Genomic DNA, 18248 nt, shown 5'->3' with positions numbered 1-18248 from the left:
AATGTGTAAAACCTAAATTAAAATATTATATATCATATAATATTAAGGGAGGCAAAGCATGGCAATTCAAATACCAACTCGTTTGCTAGATGGTGCAGTTTTAGCTTTTCTAAAACAAGATGATCTGTATGGCTACGCTTTGACGCAAAATGTCCAAAAGATTTTTGACATCTCCGAGTCAACTATCTATCCAGTGTTACGCAGACTAAAGAAAAATAACTGTTTAACAACTTATGATGAACCATATCAAGGTCGTAACCGGCGTTATTATCACATTACCGATGATGGCATAACTTTATTAAAAACCATACAAGATGAATGGCTAGATTTTAGTGCAAGAGTTAATCAAGTATTAGGAGGACAAAATGACCAAAGTAATTGATGATTATATTTCCGAACTTGAACAAAACTTAGTCGATTTACCTGCAAAAGATCGTGAAGATGTCGTTGAGTTTTATCGTGAATTTTTGTTAGATGGTGATTTTGTTCGACGCTCAACAATTGATACTGAACTAGGAACTCCCAAGCAGCTGGCAATTAACATTATGGCCGATTATTCAACCAAAGAAGATTCTGCTCCCGCCAAACCTGAGACTCCTAAGTCAAACTTAAAAGCAAGCTGGTATATTCTGTTGGGAATTTGTGCTGCACCAATCGGCATCCCGCTCATTTTGGCAATTTTATTCGTGATCTTCTTTTTACTGGCGGTTTTCTTTGGCTTATTTTTCGCCTTAGTAGCCTTTTTGTTCAAATTCTTTGTTGGTGGCGGTCTAAACTTTCTTAGGTCACTGGCCCTTCTATTCACCAGTAACTGGCCAACAGGCTGCATCTACTTAGGTAAATCGTTAATTTGTATCGGTGTCATCCTGCTGTTACTCCCGTTTATCGTCAAACTAGGCCAAATTTTGATTGCCAAGTGTACCCAAATTATTAGAAACTTAGGTAAAAATCTGCTTAAGAAAAATTACTTTCAGACGAGTTCTGAAAAAAATACTAATGAGGATAAATAAAAATGAAAAAGTTGTACAAAATCTGTGGGCTAATCTTTGGACTGATAGTACTTATTGGTCTCGTTCTTCTAGTCGTATTTAGATTAAATGATAACCCATCACATGATTATAATGGTAAACACGCTCATTATAATGCAAGCAAGACTTTTTACGTAAAAAAGTTCGACAGTATCAAGTTAGCCTGTTACAGACCCGATATCCGAATCTCACTTAAGGATATTAACAAGTTCAAAGTGGTAGTTAGAGGTGGGCACGGAGCAGACATCAACAAAATAAAAACTAAAGTTGAGCATAATGTGCTCACTATTTCGGATCAGCCTGAACATGATTATAACGATGGTTATTACAGCGTTGATGTTTATCTTCCCGCTAAAAACGCAGTGAAAAAGATAACTGGTTTTTGTGCAGAAGGCGATTTTTATATCAACAGTTTAAATGTTCCCCGCATCAATTTGACAATAGAAGATGGCGACATCTTGATTAATAAGCTTACTGCGAAAAACCTTGACCTAAATTCAAATGACGGTGACCTCAAAGTAAATCAATCGACTTTTTCACGTAGTTCACTAAAACTAAATGATGGCGATGTTAAGATTAGCGATTCTCAAATACTAAATAACAGCTCAGTTATATTGAATGACGGCGACTTTTCAATGTCAAACGCGCCGAAGATCAACTATGTATTGACAAATCACTCGGATGATAAAATTATTTTTAAAGGTTCTTACCATTCCAACCATTTTGCAAAAAAAGTTAAAAATAAACCCGTACTAAAAGTTACCAGTATGGATGGCGATATTTTAATTAATTAGTGGGCAAGTAAATTACGTAGATGCTTTCTTGGTAAGTAGCAACTATTTAAAAAAACGTAGCCCAAAACAAGGAGGACAGCAATGAAAAAGTTTTACCAAATTAGCGGCTTGATCGTCATTATTGGCATCATTTTATTTATTTTTGGTCATGCCAAAGGCGGAAATGATGATATCAATAACATTCATTCGGGCAGGACAACTAATATTGGCAATCTCTTTAATCACAATGAAAGTAGTAGAAAGTCCCATCACATAGTAGCCAAAAAGCGCACTTTTAATTTAGACAAGTTTTCTAAGATTAATATTGATGCTGAAGAACCCAACATCCAAATTACTAAGGGAAACGACTTTCAGGTTACTATCAGCGGCCCCAACGTCAAAAAGATTAGTGCTAAAGTTGCAGACGACCAGCTGACTATCTCTGACAATAATGCTTATGAAGACGGGACTTATCAGGTAAATGTTACCGTTCCGGCAATTGGCTCTATCAAAGAAATAACAGGATCATGTTCTGAGGGGAATATTCATTTAGCTGACTTATCTATCGCTGACCTCGACTTGCAGGTTGAAGATGGTAATATTAGTGCTGAGAACGTGACAACTCACAAAGCCAATCTAGACCTTGCCGACGGTGACCTAAAAATTACTAATTCAACTTTAACCAGTGGTATCTTGAACTTGAGTGATGGTGATTTAACTGTTACAAATAGTCAATTTAAAGTAAAGGCAACTTTGGGTGACGGTGATGTCAGAGTCAATGATTCCAAGTTACTGGCTGACAGTTCCTTTAATTTGAGTGAAGGAGATTTCCAAATGAGCAGACCTCCTAAGGCCAGCTATCAGTTGTCAACTTCTTCAGAAGACGAGCTTGTATTTCACGGTAATAACTATCACAGACATTTTGTTAAAAAATTAAGGGGCACGCCTCTACTCAAAGTTTCTTGTGGCGACGGTGATATTCTCATAAATTAAACTATGCAGCACGCAAATGATTAACCACATAAAATAAAAAGGCCTGGATTGATTTTAAAAATTAATTCAGGTCTTTTTATATATCTATATCAAAAGTAATAACTACCATGTTTAATTTTTTATTGCTTCACTTAAACTAGCATGATATGATAAATTAAAATAAAAATTAAATTAGTGTTAAAAAGATAAGAGATAGCTTAAGTATGAAAATATATATTAACGGAGACTTTGACGCTGAAGAAGAAAAAGTAGAATCACAAGAAATTGATTTAGAAAATTTTATTAACATAGATGCCCAAATTTACGCCGCTAGTGTTACTGTTCAAGTGGGCTCTGCTTTTCATATATCAACTCATGATATTAATCCTGAGCGCATGAAAATCAGTGTCGCAGAACAAACTCTTTTTATTCGTGAGCAAAAGCCTCAATATTATCAGAATCATCGGGAAAAAATTTATATTCGCAAAACTAAATCTGAATTGATAATTACGGTTCCCCAGACTGCCATACTCAATGAAGTACAAATAAAAGACTTTGCCGGTAGCATTATTTTGAGTGACTTGAACATGCAACAACTTGAGATCAGAGAAAATGCCGGTTCGTTAAAGTTAGAGGGGGTCACGATTCAAAACGATGCTAAAATACGTTTAGATGCTGGCAGTTTAGATATCAATCACTGTAAGATGAATTCTAACGCCAGACTAGCTGCTGGATCTGTCAAGATCAAAGGTTTACAAGGAAAAAACCACTTTAAACTGGCTGCTGGATCACTAAAAACATTAGGCGATAGAGATGATCAGACTGATTATGATTTATCTACTACTTTAGGCTCAATTTATTTCCATGGTAGTAAAATAGGTAAACATTTTTACAAACACGACGATAACGCTAACCAATTAACTGCTTTCAGCTCGGTAGGCTCAATCAAAATCAAATAAAAAAGTCTTGCTTTTGACTAATATGGGTTAAAGCAAGACTTTTTAAATTCCTCAATTATCGTCGCACATCAATTACGAATGAATTAATATCACCACGGTATTCGGCGATCGAATATTCAATTGGCTGCTCGTCAGCCGTTAACCCCTGAGTGTGAAAATAAAAAATAGGTTCGTTAACCGCTATATTTAATAAGTTAGCGGTAGTTTCACTTGCTGCCAGCACCTCTAGTTTTCTAATTACACGTGTCACTTTCAAGTGATATTTTTCAAGCGTGCTATATAAAGAGACTTGAGCAAAATCATAATTAATTAATTCAGGTACACGTCTTTTAGGCACATAAGTTGTTACTAAAACTATCGGTTGGTTATTAGCATACCGTAATCGTACCAACTTAAAAACAGGCTCGTTTAGTGGCAATTGTAAATTCTTACTTACCTCGGAGTTGGCTTTTTCTTCATTAAAATAAAGCAGATTAGTTTTGGGATAGATGCCCTTGGCACTCATTTCCTCACTATAGCTTTCAATTAAATGCGTAAATTCTTGCTCTATTTTTACCTTTTTAACTAATGTGCCCCGTTTACGCTTTCGCTCCAGATAGCCTTGATGCACCAGTTGGGAAATTGCTTGGCGCACCGTTGGCCTACTTACCTGATACTTCTGCGCCAAGTCTATTTCTGGTGGAATAATTGAATTTTGCGGGTAAAAACCGGTTTGAATTTTAGCTAACAAATCATTGGCAATTACTTGGTATTTAGGAAGTTCTTTCTCTGTCAATTTACCCCACCATTTTCAGATTACTAATAATGTCATTACAATTATTTACTATATCATGCAAAAAGCCAGTGTAAAGTAAGAAAGACCTTCCAGCTTCACAGCGACTTACTAATTAATTATATTTCAATGGCACTAATACCGTCTTCTGCAAAACGCTTTTTTAATGCTTCAATAATTTTGACTCCAGAACTAGTACCAATACGCTCAGCCCCAGCAGCAATCATAGCCAAAAAGTCATCAGTATTGCGTATTCCGCCTGCAGCCTTGACCTTGACATCTGGACCCACGGTTTCTTTCATTAACCTGACATTTTCTACTGTTGCACCAGCAGTACCGAAGCCGGTAGAAGTCTTAATAAAATCGGGTTTGACCTTTTTAGCTACTAAAGCGAGTTGTTTAATTTCTGCTTTAGTTAAATAGCAAGTTTCAAAAATAACTTTGCATGGTACCTGGTGCTGATGGCAGAAGTTTACCATTTTTTGCATTTCATCTTCAATATAAGCCCAGTTATGAGCTCTGACTTGCGTTAAATTAACGACATAATCAATTTCATTAGCACCATTTTTTAAAGCGTCTTCAGTTTCCGCCAATTTGCAGGCTACTGTTGTTTGGCCTAAAGGAAAGCTGATAGCAGCGCCAGTATCAATATCAGTTCCTTTTAATTGTTCTGCACAAAAATGTGATTGTACCTGGTTAATAGCTACCATTTTAAAATGGTATTTTTTAGCTTCTGCACAAAGTTTTTTCATATCATCTTCTGTCGCATCAGCATGTAAATTTGTATGATCAATCAAACGGGCAAAGTCATCAATTGTATATTTCATTTTGTTCTCCTTTTGTAATTACATAATATCATTTTAGTAGCGATAAAATATTATGTCAACTGCTAAATAACCATTTATTGTTGCCGCCTTAAATATTATGTATTTACAATTTTATAAACTATTATTAATCACTAAGCATGCTGAAAATTATTGCACGCTGAAAATTATTGTCAGACTGAAATTATTTTTATAAAAATAGTAATTTATACCATTTTTTAACTACTAAGAGAGTAGAATTTAAGGGTTAACTCTTTTTATATACAAATTAGTAAATGGAGCCGAATAACAAATTAATCATTTACTATATGAAAATATTTTTATACTTAATTTAGCTCTTTTTTAGAAGCCTTTGGCCCCTTTTTAATCTGGTATAATTCATGATAGAATTACTTAATGACTGTATTGAAAGAAGGGTTTCATGGGTAAACATAAATACTACTACCAGCGTTTAACTGATGATGTAGTGGTCACTAAGAGACAAGAATATCATTTGCCTGAGAACTACGCTATCTTTCCTCACTCACTTGGTGGCAGAATTTGGTCCAAAATTGTGCGTTTTCTTGCTCATTTAATCAGTATTATCTATATTCGTTTAATTCTGCGGGTACGCATTGTCGGCAAAAGCAAATTATCGCTGCTAAGGGATCAAGGCTATTTTATATATGGCAACCATACACAAGCCTTCGGTGATGTCGTTTTGCCACTCAGCATTATTTCTGCCTCAGATTATTATGCTATCGGCTCACAAGCAAACTGGAGTCTCCCAATTTTAGGCAAGTTGGTTTTGCCCTATTTTGGGCTGCCAGTGGGTCAGAACCTAAACCAATCTGGTAAACTGATTAAAGCTGTCACTGCCGTCATTAAAGCTAAAAAAGTAGTTGTTATTTACCCTGAAGCTCATGTCTGGCCTTATTACACTAAAATTAGGCCTTTTCCTGCCACCAGCATGCACTTTCCTGTTATGTTAGCTGCTCCCAGCTTTGCCATGACAACTACTTATTCCAAGCCTAAAAGAGGTACAAAGCCGAAAATGACTGTTTACATAGACGGTCCTTTTTATCCAGACACAAATCTTAATAAAAAGCAGGCGCAAAAAAAGCTGCACAGCCAAATCCATCAAACAATGCAAAAACGCGCTCTTTTGAGCGATTACGAATATTGCACTTATCAAAAAATAAATTAAGGAGTTCTAAATGAATATTCTTTTTTGCGGTGATCATAACGCCGAAGATGGCATTCTTATCGCCACTCTTTCTTTATTAAAAAACAGCGGCGCAGAAGAACTCCACATTTACATTCTAACGATGTACACGCAAAGCTTTCATAAAAAGTTTAAGCCCTTTAGCAAACACGCAGCGGACTATTTAAAATCTCTTTTGGTAAAGCAAAATCCTCATAGCACTTTAAAATTAATGGACTGCACCGGCTTATTTGTCAGAGAGCCATTAATAGCCAACATGAGTACACACTTTACCCCTTATGCGATGCTGAGACTATTTGCGGATGAAATTCCTCAACTACCAAACAAAATACTTTATCTTGACGCTGATGTGATTATTAGGCGCAGCTTAGTCAGCTTTTATGAGCAAGACTTAGCCGGTTTTGAGTTTGCAGGTGTCCTTGATTATTGGGGACGGTTCTTTTTCCACAATTTTCATGAGCACAAAGTTTTTGACTATGTCAATTCCGGTGTATTGCTGCTTAATTTGCCTGAAATCAGGAAAACTAAGCTATTTACTAGAATCCGGCGCTTGTTACAGACCAGAACCGTTTTAATGCCAGATCAAACTGCACTTAATCGGTATGCCAGAAAGAAGAAAATTGCGCCCCGGCGTTATAATGAACAGTATAAATTGCAGTCAGACACTGTAATTCAGCACTTTACTACGAGTTTTCGCTTCCTGCCCATTTTTCACACATTAACAGTGAAGCCCTGGGATGTGACAAGAGTACACGAAGTATTAAAATTACATGAATATGACGACATTTTGACTTACTATCTCAATGTAAAAAGCAATTTATAAAATTCATGTTTGGAGAAAAATAATATATGACAATTCCAGTTTTTTATGCTATCAGTGATGACTTTACTCAATATGCAGCTGTATCACTTAATTCTTTAGTGCAAAATGCTGCTAAAACTAAAGATTACACCGTCTACTTTTTAAGTCAGGATTTATCTGAGCAGCATAAACAAGACTTGCAGGCATTAGGTGCTGCTAACGTTCACGTTAAGTTTTTTAAAATTAATGATGAAATAGTTGCGCCCATTCAAAATCGGACTGAAAACTTCCTGCGGGCTGATTTCTTTACTATGTCAATTTTTTACCGCTTATTCATTCCTGATCTTTTCCCGCAATATGATAAAGCTATTTATATTGATAGCGACACTGTCGTTAATGATGATATTGGTAAATTATATGATACTGAACTTGGCAATCATTTGTTTGCTGCCTGTACAGATTCTTCAATTCAATACGTAGCAAAAATGGTTGCTTACATCAAAAATGTACTGGTTTTAGATCCCAAGAAGTACATTAATTCTGGAATGTTGGTTTTAAACTGCAAAGCTTTTCGCGACGAGCACTTTATTGATCACTTTTTGCACCTGCTGACCAAATATCATTTTGACTGCATCGCTCCTGATCAAGACTACTTAAATGAAATTGGGGATAAAAGAATACTGCATCTTGACCCTAAATGGGACGCGATGCCAAATGACAATACCGAACCCCTGGCAAATCCCAGCTTAATTCACTACAACCTTTTCTTTAAGCCTTGGCACTTCAAGAACATTCAATACGAAAAATATTTCTGGAACAGTGCAAAAGAAACCAAGTTTTATGAGGAACTCTTAAGCGAGCTCAATAATTACACTGATCAGCAGCGTGATGAAGATCGGCATAAGTTAGATCACATGCTGGCTAAAGAAGATAAAACTATTAATGACCCTCATAACTGGGCAAATGTGAAAAAGCAAGGACCTGTCAGTTTATGATTATTGGTGACAATCGTGAACAAGTTATCCACAACATTGAAAACGCTGTAAAAAACGGTAACTGGAATGCAAAAGTCGAAGTCGGTGATCCTGTTTTATCTCTGAATGAAAGTAAAGATCTAGTCAACAATTTTTGGCAAGAGCAAAAAACAATTAAAGGCAAGATAAATGACCGGATTGGCCACTTATTCTTTAATAGCTTGACCCATTTTTTAACTTCATCTACTACGTTCACCGGTCTGGAAAATCTGGCTAATTTGCCACAAGGTGGAGCAATTATCACTGCCAATCATTTTAACCAAATTGATTCCTTGCCTATCAAGCACCTGGCAAATAAAACACATAATTCTTTAACAATTGCAATTGAAGATACCAACTTGAAATTACCCGGAATTTTATGCTACTTAATGAACTACGTTGGCACTATTCCCCTAATTCAAGTTCCAAGCTATGTGGGTACGGAATTTCCTCGTCATCTGCATGATGCGTTAGAGCAAAACAGCTGGGTTTTGATTTTTCCAGAACAGGAAATGTGGTGGAACTACCGTAAGCCCCGGGAATTAAAGCGTGGTGCCTATTATTTTGCTGCTAAGCAAAACGTACCGGTGATCTCAACTTTTATTGAAATACAATCAACTACCAAAATAGAAAAAAGCCACCCCAACTTTTACCAAACCAAATATGTAGTCCATGTTTTACCGCCGATTTTCCCCGACGTTAAACTAACTGCTAATGAAAATTCCAAGCTCATGATGAAACGCGACTATCAACAAAAAGTTGCAGCTTATGAAAAGGCTTACCAACGTAAGTTAGATTTAGCTTTTACCCCATGGGATATTGCTGGCTGGCGTTTTAATTATCAAAAAGAACAAAATAAAAATTAGACTTGCCCATTTTTTGAGCTTATAATGTAGGTGACAATTAGTAAGTGTATTCGGAAGGAGGATAATTCCAATGGAAAAATTTACAAAAGAATCTTTAGCAAAATACGATGGCAAAAATGGTAATCCAGCCTATGTAGCAATCAAAGGCGTCGTATATGATGTTACTGGTAATCCGCACTGGACTGATGGTGAGCACCATGGTAACTTGGCAGGACGCGACTTGACTGTAGCAATAGGACAATCACCTCACGGTGAAAGTGTCTTGGGTAACCTGAAAAAAGTCGGTACTTACGAAGATTAATTAACATAAATAGTAAAAAGCAGGCATATATTTGTATGCCTGTTTTTTGATGAATAAACTACTTTTCTAAGTCTTTTTCTAACAAATTCTTGTCGTTATACACTCATATACCAATAAAATAGTTTCTTTTAAATATCAGTTGGGCACATCATCTACAGAAAATATGCTATTAACCTCATTTATGTGAGGAATCTTATCCTTTGTCTAACAACTAATTAGTCTAATACCAGACAGTAATGAAAAACTTAAAAAAATGGCGTTTATTAATTCTGTTAATTATTATGCTGTAAATTTTTAGTTAAATAATGTACAATATTTGTCTAAGGGAGTGATGCTCATGTTACAAATACAACCTGTTTCAGCATTAAGAAATTACAATAAAGTCCTTGATAAAGTTAAAAAAGATAATCCAGTTTTTCTCACCAAAAATGGCTATGGCAAATTTGCACTCATAGATATCGAAGAATATGATGAATTTACTACTGCTCTTGAGCTGGTAAACAAAATTAAAAAAGCTGAAAAGTCAAAGCACTATAATTTTGATGAAATCAAAGGAAATTTATTCAGCTAATGTTTTGATTAGAATTACTTTCATTAATTAAGGCGCATCGAATTATGATGCGCCTTTTTATTATTTTGCAAACAATTTTGCTGCCGCCTTGATATTTTCTTGGGCTGGCACAGGAATTCTACCCAGACCATCAAGTCCAACTTTTAAAAGGTAATTGATTCCCAGACTATTTAAATGCTTGCGATAATGAGCAATTGTCATAGGCGCTTTCCAGTTTTGATCGCGGTAAGAAAAGCCCCAAGAGTCATTGATTGTACCCGCTGTTTCATATAAACCATACTTAGAGGGCTTAAATCCAGTAAGTGAATTATAATCAGTATTGCCCTTACTTTCTTCTTTTGTACTGGGAACTTCATTATCGCCCAGTGAAACATAATCATATTTACCATTACCCAGTCGTGAATTAATTAAACAATTTGGCTGCAATTTTTTCACAGTATCATAAATTTCTTGACTTTGCGCTTTTGTCAGTGTCATTGGTACATCAAACCAAGCCGTGGCTATTTCGCCGTAATTACTCATTATCTCTTTAATTTGGGGTAAGATTTTAGCAGAAAAACATTGCGCAAAGTTTTTATTTTTCTGCTCAAAGTCCCAGCTATTATCCCAAGTTGATCCAGCTGATTCAATGGTATTAGACAGATAGCCGCCGCCGTTGGGTTCATGCCAGTCTAAGTCTTGAGAGTAATATAGTCCCAGCTTTAAACCATTTTTTGCGCAAGCTGTTGCAAGTTCACCGATGACATCCCTATGAAATGGTGTTGCGTCATAAACATTATAGGGATCTACTTGTGAGTGGTACATAGCAAAGCCATCATGGTGTTTAGTTGTAACGACTAGATATTTCATACCACAGCTTTTGGCAAAAGCTGCAATCTGATCAGCATCAAAATATATTGGATTAAAAGCCTCAGCAAGCTGGCTGTATTTGGCATTAGGTATTTGCAATTTAGACTGAATCCATTCGGCATATACACCTGCTGCTTTTCCTTCATATTCTCCGGCCAGAAGCGAATATAACCCCCAATGGATCATCATGCCGTACTGAGCGTTTTTAAACCACTCAATGTTCTCGTTTGCAGTCATACATTTCTCCAATACAAAAGTTACCCTGAAAATACTTAATATTATTATTTAAAAGTTTAACACTTATTTTGCACATATATTTGGTTTTAACTAAAAAAGAGTTAGCCTTAATATTTAAAGCTAACTCAAAAATACCTCTTATTTTAAGAAATTTTACGATAAAGCTAAGTAATTTTCTGCATTACGTAAGTCTGCAATCGATAGTTGACCCGGTGCAGAGGTTTGACTCACTGCCCCAAAGGACAAACTAGAACCGAAAACTTGACCGGCTACCCTGGTAACTTTACCAATATCGCCCATAGCCATAGTAATCAAGGGATTAGAAATTTCTGCATTCATTTCTGTCGTTGCTGCTAAAAGAGTTAAAACATCAGTAGCACTATGAGGCATGCAGGCTAATTTAGGGACATCTGCACCAAGTTGCGCCATTTTTCGTAAACGAAATTCAATTACGTCTTTAGCTGGCACCTTTTCAAAGTCGTGATTACTCATAATTACTACGACATTGTAGTCATGAGCTAAGTTCACTAAAGATTTTACTCTTTTTTCAGTGTGGAAAAGTTCAATATCAACAGCATCACCAAGTCTATTAGTAATGACATATTCTACTAAATTTAAATATTGCTCCTCATTCAGACTGCAAACTCCACCTTCATTTTTTGTGCGAAATGTGACCAAAATAGGCAGTTCGCCCACTTCCTGCCGCAATTTCTTAGCAGTAGTATTTAGCTTGTCAAAGTCATTAACTCCTGCAGCATAATAATCAATACGCCATTCCATTAAATCAGGTTTGGCAGACTTAATCTTTTCAGCTGCAGTCAAAATTTCTTCTGCGGTTGTTCCGACATTAGGGACGGCAATTTTGGGCAGTCCTGCTCCTAAAACAGTATTTCTAATCTTTACAGTAGCCATTAGTCAATCCCTCAACTAATCGTTGTCGTCTGAAAATATAATCTCACGGATATAATCGGTTGGCATCTCTTTACCTGTCCACAGCTTAAATGATGCTGCTCCCTGATCAATCATCATGCCGATACCGTCATAGACATGCTTAACTCCGGCCTCTTGTGCCACTCTCATTAATTTAGTAGTTCTAGGAGAGTAAACCGTGTCAAACACCACCATATCCTGATGGAACCACGATGGATCTGAAACTAACGTCTTATCTTCAAACGGCTTCATTCCGATGCTGGTTGCATCACAGTAAATATCACTTTCTCCAATTGATTGTTTAAATGCTTCCTGATCAGATAGTTCAGTAAGAGAAACCTTGCAGTCAGTGTTTTCACGAATAGTTTTAACAGTCTTTTCAGCTTGAGGCCAATTTTTATCTCTAATGTTAAACATTCTAATTTCCTTAGCACCATCTAAAGCTGACTGAACTGCTATCGGTGTTGCAGCACCACCAGCACCCGTTAAAGTCATAATCTTACCTTTAATATCAAAGCCTTCATCTTTAAGTGATTGCACAAAACCGATACCATCAGTGGTGTAGCCTGTCAAAACGCCATGATCGTTCACAATAGTATTAACAGCATCACACATTTTAGCAGCAGGTGATAATTTATCGAGGTATTGAATGACCTCTTTTTTATTAGGCATCGAAACGTTGGAACCACGCATATCTAACGTGCGAATAGCGTCAACTGCGCCTTTTAATTTATCGTTGCCAACTTCAAAACAAAGATAGGTGTAATTCAAGCCCAGCTTAGCAAACGCATTATTGTGCATTGTCGGTGACATTGAATGCCGAATAGGATAAGCCATCAACCCAATTAAGTAGGTATGACCATCGAGCCAGCCAGTAATAGGACCATTAACACCAGTAATTTTATTAGTCATCATTTTTCTCCTTTATTAAAATTAAAAATAATTAATCTACGTTAATTTTTAGAAGCGCCAGACACTGCATCAGTTGAAGCAGGTGAAGTCGTGGTCAGTTTTTGATAATTAGTATTATCAGCAGCCTCTGTTCCGGCAACAAAACCTGAAGCATAAGACCAAGAATTCATCATGCTGGGCATTGAATCATGACCGTTAGCACCGCCAACAATCTCACCAGCGGCATAGAAATTATCTAGTGCTTTAAAGTCTTGGTCTAAAAGTTGCATGCACTGATTAGTTTCATAGCCACCAAGGGTTGTACAAAAACGTAATTTCTGCTCAATCACAAAGTAGGTCTCGCCTTCATATTTATGCATAAACTGACAAGGACGACCAAACTCAGGATCATTACCTGCGGCAACGTATTTATCATAGTCAGTTAAAGTCTTCTTGAGGTTTTCATAATCAATGCCGGCTTTTTGAGCTACTGTCTTTAAGTCTCCGCTAACTAAAATCGGACTCCTCTTGCCATCAAGATCGAAGAAACCTTGCACTTCGTCTTTGCTAAAACCATATTTAAGCAGCAATTCATAAAATCTGTTCCAAGTTCTCTCATCCATTACTACAAAAGCAATTTTATCCTTTTGCTCAGCAATAGCATCCCTAAAGTGAGTGTATGGGGCAGATTCATTTACAATTCTCTTACCACTGGTATTGACAAAAATAGCACCCATGTCTGTCGCTTCTTTTGTTGAATAGGTGGTTAATTTGGCGATACCAGGTTCAACTTCTAAACCATGAGGGTAAACTTTATACCAGTCAAGATTGCGGGAAGCCAAATTCATATTTTTAGCAAAATCAAAATAATCACCAGTAGAAGTCATCGGGCCGTAATAAGGGATATTGGTCTCATGCTTAAGGTAATCACGGGCACCCCAGCCACCAGCTGCCATAACTAAGGACTTAAAGTTTACGGTAACAGTTTCGTGCTTGCTTTCAGCAACTAATGAGACAAGCTGGCCCTGTTTGTTTTTATTAAGTTGTTCCACCCGAGTTTCAAGTAAAATTTTACCACCCTTTTTGGTAAAGGCATTTGCCACTTTAGAAACTACTTCATAAGAACTTTCTGTGGGCATTTCAATTTGGCGATCAACGGAATGCTCAATAGTTTGTGTTTCGGCCTTTTGATAGGTTAGGTCCGCAAATTCAGTAATAAAATCAACTGCTTTACCAATATTTTGCGCCAGTAAATTTGAAAGTAAGGGATAATTTGTCCCCCGGCATTCACGGGCAATATCTTGAACTAAAAGCTGCGGAGAATCTTTTTGGGCTTCCTCACCAAATAAAGTAGCTGCTAATTTTGAACCGGTACCAACTACGTTTGAGCCATTTAAAATTGTAGCCCCACCGAGATAACCATTTTTTTCAAGTAAAAGAACATTTTTACCCATTGATAATGCCCGAGAGGCAGCCATTAAGCCAGCCATCCCTGAACCAATTACGGCTACATCTACATCATAAGTTACATCTTGATGTGACTGATCACTAGGCTGAGAAGCAATATTTACACCATTTTCTTTTAAGGCCTTCTTCCCGGAGTCAAGCATGGCTTGCGTCATAATGGAAGCACCGGAAATAGCGTCAACAGCGAAACTTTGATTATTAATAATATTCTTTTTTAATTTACCCACAACCTGGTTGAAGATACCTGGGGTTTCTGCAGTTTTGGTTACATTAATATCGGCAATTCGGTTATTTTCAACTTTAATATCAAAGTCGATCTGACCATTTCTGCCCTCTGCTGTTGCTTTAATTGTTTTTTCTGACATAACTCCACCTTCCGTTTTACATTAATTTTTGATGTTGAAATTTTTACTACGACTAATTAAGACAACACATAGAACTACCGAAATGATTGTTATGACTGTAGTTATCCAAAATACCATTAGCGTACTTGTAGCGTTAGCCTTTAATACAAACGCGGCTACAAGCGGTGCCACGAAGTAAACTACGGCTGGAGCAAAACTATAGTATGAAGTAATTTTCCCGTGACTCTGGGGGAAATAAGAAGTCAAAACAGAAAGTCCAACCTGCCATACTCCTCCTGCAGTAAAGAAACCGACAGCCAAAGCACCTATTTCACCGGCTAACAGGGATGGCTTTAAGACCATAAATAGCAGACCAAGAGCAGTGATTGCCGAATATACCATAATTAAATTCAATCTTTTTACCTTAGTAACTAAAGCTGATGTCACAAACACAGATATTAAGGAAGCAATTGAATACCATGATACAAGCTGATTGGCGTTAGCAGCGGGCTCATTTAACACATACTGCCCGTAGTAAGGAGCATAAAGAGAAAAAATATAGAATGTAAAGCAAAGCGTAAAGCCTAAACCAATAATCATCAGGCCATCAACGGCTAACTTAGGCTGATTCTGCTCACTAACACCAGTCTCTTGTTTTTTCTCTGCTGCAGGTGCGGCTTTTGCTTCAGCTTGTGGAGCAAAAGCCGTCTTCATTGTAAATACAACATCCAGTAAAATAATAATGACTAATATTAACGCTGTAATCTTGGGGTTTTTAATTATTTTCACGCAAAATGGAAATACCATTTGCATCACTTGCATTGCAGCTTTAACAAACGAGTTCATTGTAGCTGTTTTATCTGGAAAAGCATCTGCAAGTGCAGGATAACCCGCAGTATCGCCAAATGAATTGGTTGCACCGAAAACCATTGCCGCTAAACCGGCAACCCAAATATTATTGGCAAAAACAGCACCAAGAAGAAAGATTGCGTCACTTAACAATGCAATTAGCAAAGTCCTTTTGCGACCAATCTTATCTGAAATAGCACCAGCAAATAGAATTGTGAAAATTCTACCCAAGCCCACCATTGCAATTACAAGCGAGACTTGGGTTTCAGTAGCATTCCAAGAATGAGCCAATATCTCCCTATATTGACTAATAAATAAGGTAGCTGCTCCCACAACTGCAAAATGAATATAAACAGAAGCGGCAACACCACTATAACTTTTACCTTTTTTCATAGCTTTACCTTTCAAAATTAAGACTGCTAATATTTCAGAAATAAATATATCTTATTAAAACGGATATGAATAATTATTTCTGATCGCTAAATTATAAAAAATAACTATAATTAGCAGCATTTATACCCTCTATTGTCTTGTTAAACAGATACTTATCAGGTATCTCACAATCGTAAATTGCATATTCATATTGCCAAGGCAGCTCAAAGTTATTTGTTAACGCAAAGAAAGTTGCTAGTTTTTTAAATCCCCTTTGCCCGGAACAGCAACTACTATATAGAACAATCAAAAATACGACGGAAATATTAATTTTAGCAATAATAATATAAATAAAACTTGTAAGGGCTTTACAAAAAAGAGTATAGTGTTTTTTAATATAAGTATTAAATATAAAAATACTTTTTGAGGTAAGATCATGAATCTAAATCAACTCTACTATTTTTGTGAATTGGCAGATCAAAAGCAATATACTAAAGCGGCAGAAAACTTGTTTATCAGTCAACCGACTCTTTCAATATCGATTAAACAATTGGAAAATGAACTGCACTGCAAATTGTTTAAACATAATGGACGCTACGTGCAATTAACTGAATATGGGCGCATTTTTTATGATACTGTGACCAAATCACTAAATACTTTAGATAGTGGTAAAAAGAAGATCGAACAGCGTATCAGTCAAGATCAAGGCAACATCCATATTGCCGGCATTCCTACAGCAATTGGGACTATTTTGCCCCACTTAACTAAGCAGTTCCAACAAGAAAGCAATATTTCCCCGCATTTCATCTACCACGATAACCCCTCATATCAGATTTGCGAAGGCATTAAAAATGGTTGGTATGATATCGGAATTTCTTCATTTGTACCTGAATTTAGTTATTTTACTTACATTCCCCTTTACACCGAGGAAATTGTTGCTATCGTTTCAAAGGAAAACGACCTAGCCAAAATAAATGAAATCTCTCCGGCAGAATTGCAAGGTGAGCCAATTATTACCTATTCTAAAAAAATTCAGATTGGTAACGACATCACCAATGCTCTACTGGCAACCGCATCTGATCTGAGTATCACAAATAGACTGCATGATGAATTGGCGATTGCGGGGCAAGTGTTGACCAATGACATTGTCGGCATTGTTGCTAAAACTATTTATTTGAGCGGCTTTGATATTCACATCATCAAACTGGACTTACCTAAAAATACTCGTCAGGTTTATTTAGTTTATGACCCCAATCAGAATTTTTCACCGGGAATTGTTGATTTTATTGACTTTCTTAAAAGCCATAAGCCAGATATTCAAAAAATTGTAGATAATATTCCTGTCAATTAAAATTTCCAAAAATAACGCAACTAATGGAGAAAACGGATAACTATGACTAATTCAATTACCACAAACGCCCTACGTGCTCTTTTATATGAAGTCGTAACCGAACCAAAGCCGGGTTTGGTAAATCCTGCAAGTTCCGGCCCGCATCCAGATATGGATATTTACACTTTTATTGATAGCAGCTTAAGTTTAGAATCATATTTTGCTGCCGCTGTTCAAATTGGAAAAAATTTTTCAGCTCCTGATTTAACCAAAATGTTTCAGCAATTGCGCAAAAGAGGCATCGTCGCTGAAAAAGAAATGTTTACTGCTACGCATGGTGTCAATACTCATAAAGGAGCAATATTTGCCTTAGGGATCTGTGCTTGTGCCGAAAGTTATTCTGCAGTTAATAACACCGAATTATTTCTCACTATTACCCAGATGTGCCGCGGCCTTGTCCACCATGATCTAGTGGAAAATAACCAGCTGCAAACAGCCGGAGAAAAAGAATTTATACAATATCAAATAGGCGGGGCACGCGCACAAGCTGAACAAGGTTATCCTATAGTCAGAGAAGTTGCTTTGCCTTTCTTAAAAAGCAGTACGGGAACACTACAAGCAAGACTCATTGACACACTAATTAAAATAGCTGCAGTAAGTGTTGACAGCAATTTGATTAAACGAGCTGGCAATTATAGCGTGATTAAATGGCTGCACGCAGGTGCAACAAAATACTTGGCTTTAGGCGGCTATCAGACTTTGGCTGGAAGAAAGCAACTGCAAAAATTATGCCGTGATTGTTTAACACACAATTATAGTTTAGGCGGCTGTGCCGATTTACTGATTGTCACCATTTTTGTAGCTCTTCAAAGAGGATACATATAAAAAAAGAAG

The 18248-nt window shown here is 36.7% G+C and carries 20 protein-coding genes; 13 read left to right on the top strand and 7 right to left on the bottom strand.

The annotated features are described in order from the left end of the window. Window positions 1-58: 58 nt before the first annotated feature. The 5 genes from DLD54_RS00650 (at window position 59) to DLD54_RS00630 (ending at window position 3732) form a co-directional block, all read left to right on the top strand. Window positions 59-382 carry a PadR family transcriptional regulator gene (locus DLD54_RS00650; RefSeq protein WP_038520749.1) on the top strand — a complete coding sequence of 108 codons (324 nt, stop codon included), beginning with the start codon at window positions 59-61 and terminating at the stop codon, window positions 380-382. Next, window positions 366-1010 carry a DUF1700 domain-containing protein gene (locus DLD54_RS00645; RefSeq protein WP_109917887.1) on the top strand — a complete coding sequence of 215 codons (645 nt, stop codon included), beginning with the start codon at window positions 366-368 and terminating at the stop codon, window positions 1008-1010. Before DLD54_RS00650 ends, DLD54_RS00645 begins: the two co-directional genes overlap by 17 nt. Window positions 1011-1012: 2 nt before the next feature. Next, window positions 1013-1822, top strand: a complete 810-nt coding sequence (locus DLD54_RS00640) for a DUF4097 family beta strand repeat-containing protein (protein WP_109917886.1) — start codon at window positions 1013-1015, stop codon at window positions 1820-1822. An 81-nt stretch (window positions 1823-1903) separates the two neighbouring features. Then, entirely contained in the window at window positions 1904-2794 is an 891-nt protein-coding gene (locus DLD54_RS00635; RefSeq protein ID WP_109917885.1) for a DUF4097 family beta strand repeat-containing protein, read from the top strand. Between the two features lie 203 nt (window positions 2795-2997). Then, a complete protein-coding gene (locus tag DLD54_RS00630; protein ID WP_109917884.1) occupies window positions 2998-3732 on the top strand; it encodes a DUF4097 family beta strand repeat-containing protein in 735 nt (244 codons plus the stop codon). A gap of 55 nt (window positions 3733-3787) precedes the next feature. Here the strand turns inward: DLD54_RS00630 and DLD54_RS00625 are convergent, their stop codons facing one another. Further along, window positions 3788-4507, bottom strand: coding sequence for a GntR family transcriptional regulator (locus tag DLD54_RS00625; protein ID WP_109917883.1), 720 nt, complete (start codon window positions 4505-4507; stop codon window positions 3788-3790). Between the two features lie 116 nt (window positions 4508-4623). Further along, window positions 4624-5331 (bottom strand): deoxyribose-phosphate aldolase, encoded by a 708-nt coding sequence (gene deoC, locus DLD54_RS00620; protein ID WP_109917882.1) that lies wholly within the window; start codon window positions 5329-5331, stop codon window positions 4624-4626. A gap of 418 nt (window positions 5332-5749) precedes the next feature. Between deoC and DLD54_RS00615 the strand changes: the two genes are divergently transcribed. From DLD54_RS00615 to DLD54_RS00590, 6 genes are all read left to right on the top strand, one after another. After that, complete coding sequence (locus DLD54_RS00615; protein WP_109917881.1) at window positions 5750-6514, top strand: lysophospholipid acyltransferase family protein; 765 nt, start codon at window positions 5750-5752, stop codon at window positions 6512-6514. 10 nt (window positions 6515-6524) lie between these two features. Continuing rightward, window positions 6525-7355, top strand: coding sequence for a glycosyltransferase (locus DLD54_RS00610; RefSeq protein ID WP_109917880.1), 831 nt, complete (start codon window positions 6525-6527; stop codon window positions 7353-7355). 26 nt (window positions 7356-7381) lie between these two features. Then, window positions 7382-8329 (top strand): glycosyltransferase family 8 protein, encoded by a 948-nt coding sequence (locus DLD54_RS00605; RefSeq protein ID WP_109917879.1) that lies wholly within the window; start codon window positions 7382-7384, stop codon window positions 8327-8329. After that, window positions 8326-9213, top strand: a complete 888-nt coding sequence (locus DLD54_RS00600; RefSeq protein WP_109917878.1) for a lysophospholipid acyltransferase family protein — start codon at window positions 8326-8328, stop codon at window positions 9211-9213. The genes DLD54_RS00605 and DLD54_RS00600 overlap by 4 nt, the downstream gene beginning before the upstream one ends. A 70-nt stretch (window positions 9214-9283) precedes the next feature. After that, window positions 9284-9514, top strand: coding sequence for a cytochrome b5 domain-containing protein (locus DLD54_RS00595; protein ID WP_034981697.1), 231 nt, complete (start codon window positions 9284-9286; stop codon window positions 9512-9514). Window positions 9515-9851: 337 nt separating this feature from the next. Continuing rightward, on the top strand, window positions 9852-10085 hold the full coding sequence (locus DLD54_RS00590; RefSeq protein WP_109917877.1) for a type II toxin-antitoxin system prevent-host-death family antitoxin: 234 nt from the start codon (window positions 9852-9854) through the stop codon (window positions 10083-10085). Window positions 10086-10145: 60 nt separating this feature from the next. Here DLD54_RS00590 and DLD54_RS00585 read toward each other — a convergent pair whose 3' ends face one another. The 5 genes from DLD54_RS00585 to DLD54_RS00565 all read right to left on the bottom strand — a co-directional run bounded on the left by DLD54_RS00585 (window position 10146) and on the right by DLD54_RS00565 (window position 16045). After that, entirely contained in the window at window positions 10146-11171 is a 1026-nt protein-coding gene (locus tag DLD54_RS00585) for an alpha-L-fucosidase (protein ID WP_109917876.1), read from the bottom strand. Between the two features lie 153 nt (window positions 11172-11324). Then, window positions 11325-12083, bottom strand: coding sequence for a type I 3-dehydroquinate dehydratase (gene aroD, locus DLD54_RS00580; protein WP_109917875.1), 759 nt, complete (start codon window positions 12081-12083; stop codon window positions 11325-11327). A gap of 15 nt (window positions 12084-12098) precedes the next feature. After that, window positions 12099-13013: a shikimate dehydrogenase gene (locus tag DLD54_RS00575; RefSeq protein ID WP_046326556.1), complete on the bottom strand. Its 915-nt coding sequence runs from the start codon at window positions 13011-13013 to the stop codon at window positions 12099-12101. Window positions 13014-13054: 41 nt separating this feature from the next. Further along, complete coding sequence (locus tag DLD54_RS00570; protein ID WP_109917874.1) at window positions 13055-14824, bottom strand: FAD-dependent oxidoreductase; 1770 nt, start codon at window positions 14822-14824, stop codon at window positions 13055-13057. Between the two features lie 21 nt (window positions 14825-14845). Next, window positions 14846-16045 (bottom strand): MFS transporter, encoded by a 1200-nt coding sequence (locus tag DLD54_RS00565; protein ID WP_109918984.1) that lies wholly within the window; start codon window positions 16043-16045, stop codon window positions 14846-14848. Between the two features lie 415 nt (window positions 16046-16460). Between DLD54_RS00565 and DLD54_RS00560 the strand changes: the two genes are divergently transcribed. Then, window positions 16461-17375, top strand: a complete 915-nt coding sequence (locus DLD54_RS00560; protein ID WP_109917873.1) for a LysR family transcriptional regulator — start codon at window positions 16461-16463, stop codon at window positions 17373-17375. Between the two features lie 42 nt (window positions 17376-17417). Next, window positions 17418-18239, top strand: a complete 822-nt coding sequence (locus DLD54_RS00555; RefSeq protein WP_109917872.1) for a triphosphoribosyl-dephospho-CoA synthase — start codon at window positions 17418-17420, stop codon at window positions 18237-18239. The last annotated feature ends 9 nt before the right edge of the window (window positions 18240-18248 follow it).

The sequence above is a fragment of the Lactobacillus helsingborgensis genome (assembly GCF_003173695.1).
Classification (GTDB): domain Bacteria; phylum Bacillota; class Bacilli; order Lactobacillales; family Lactobacillaceae; genus Lactobacillus; species Lactobacillus helsingborgensis.
The sequence above is the reverse complement of the archived record's forward strand: the minus strand, read 5'-3'. Positions and strand labels throughout refer to the sequence as shown.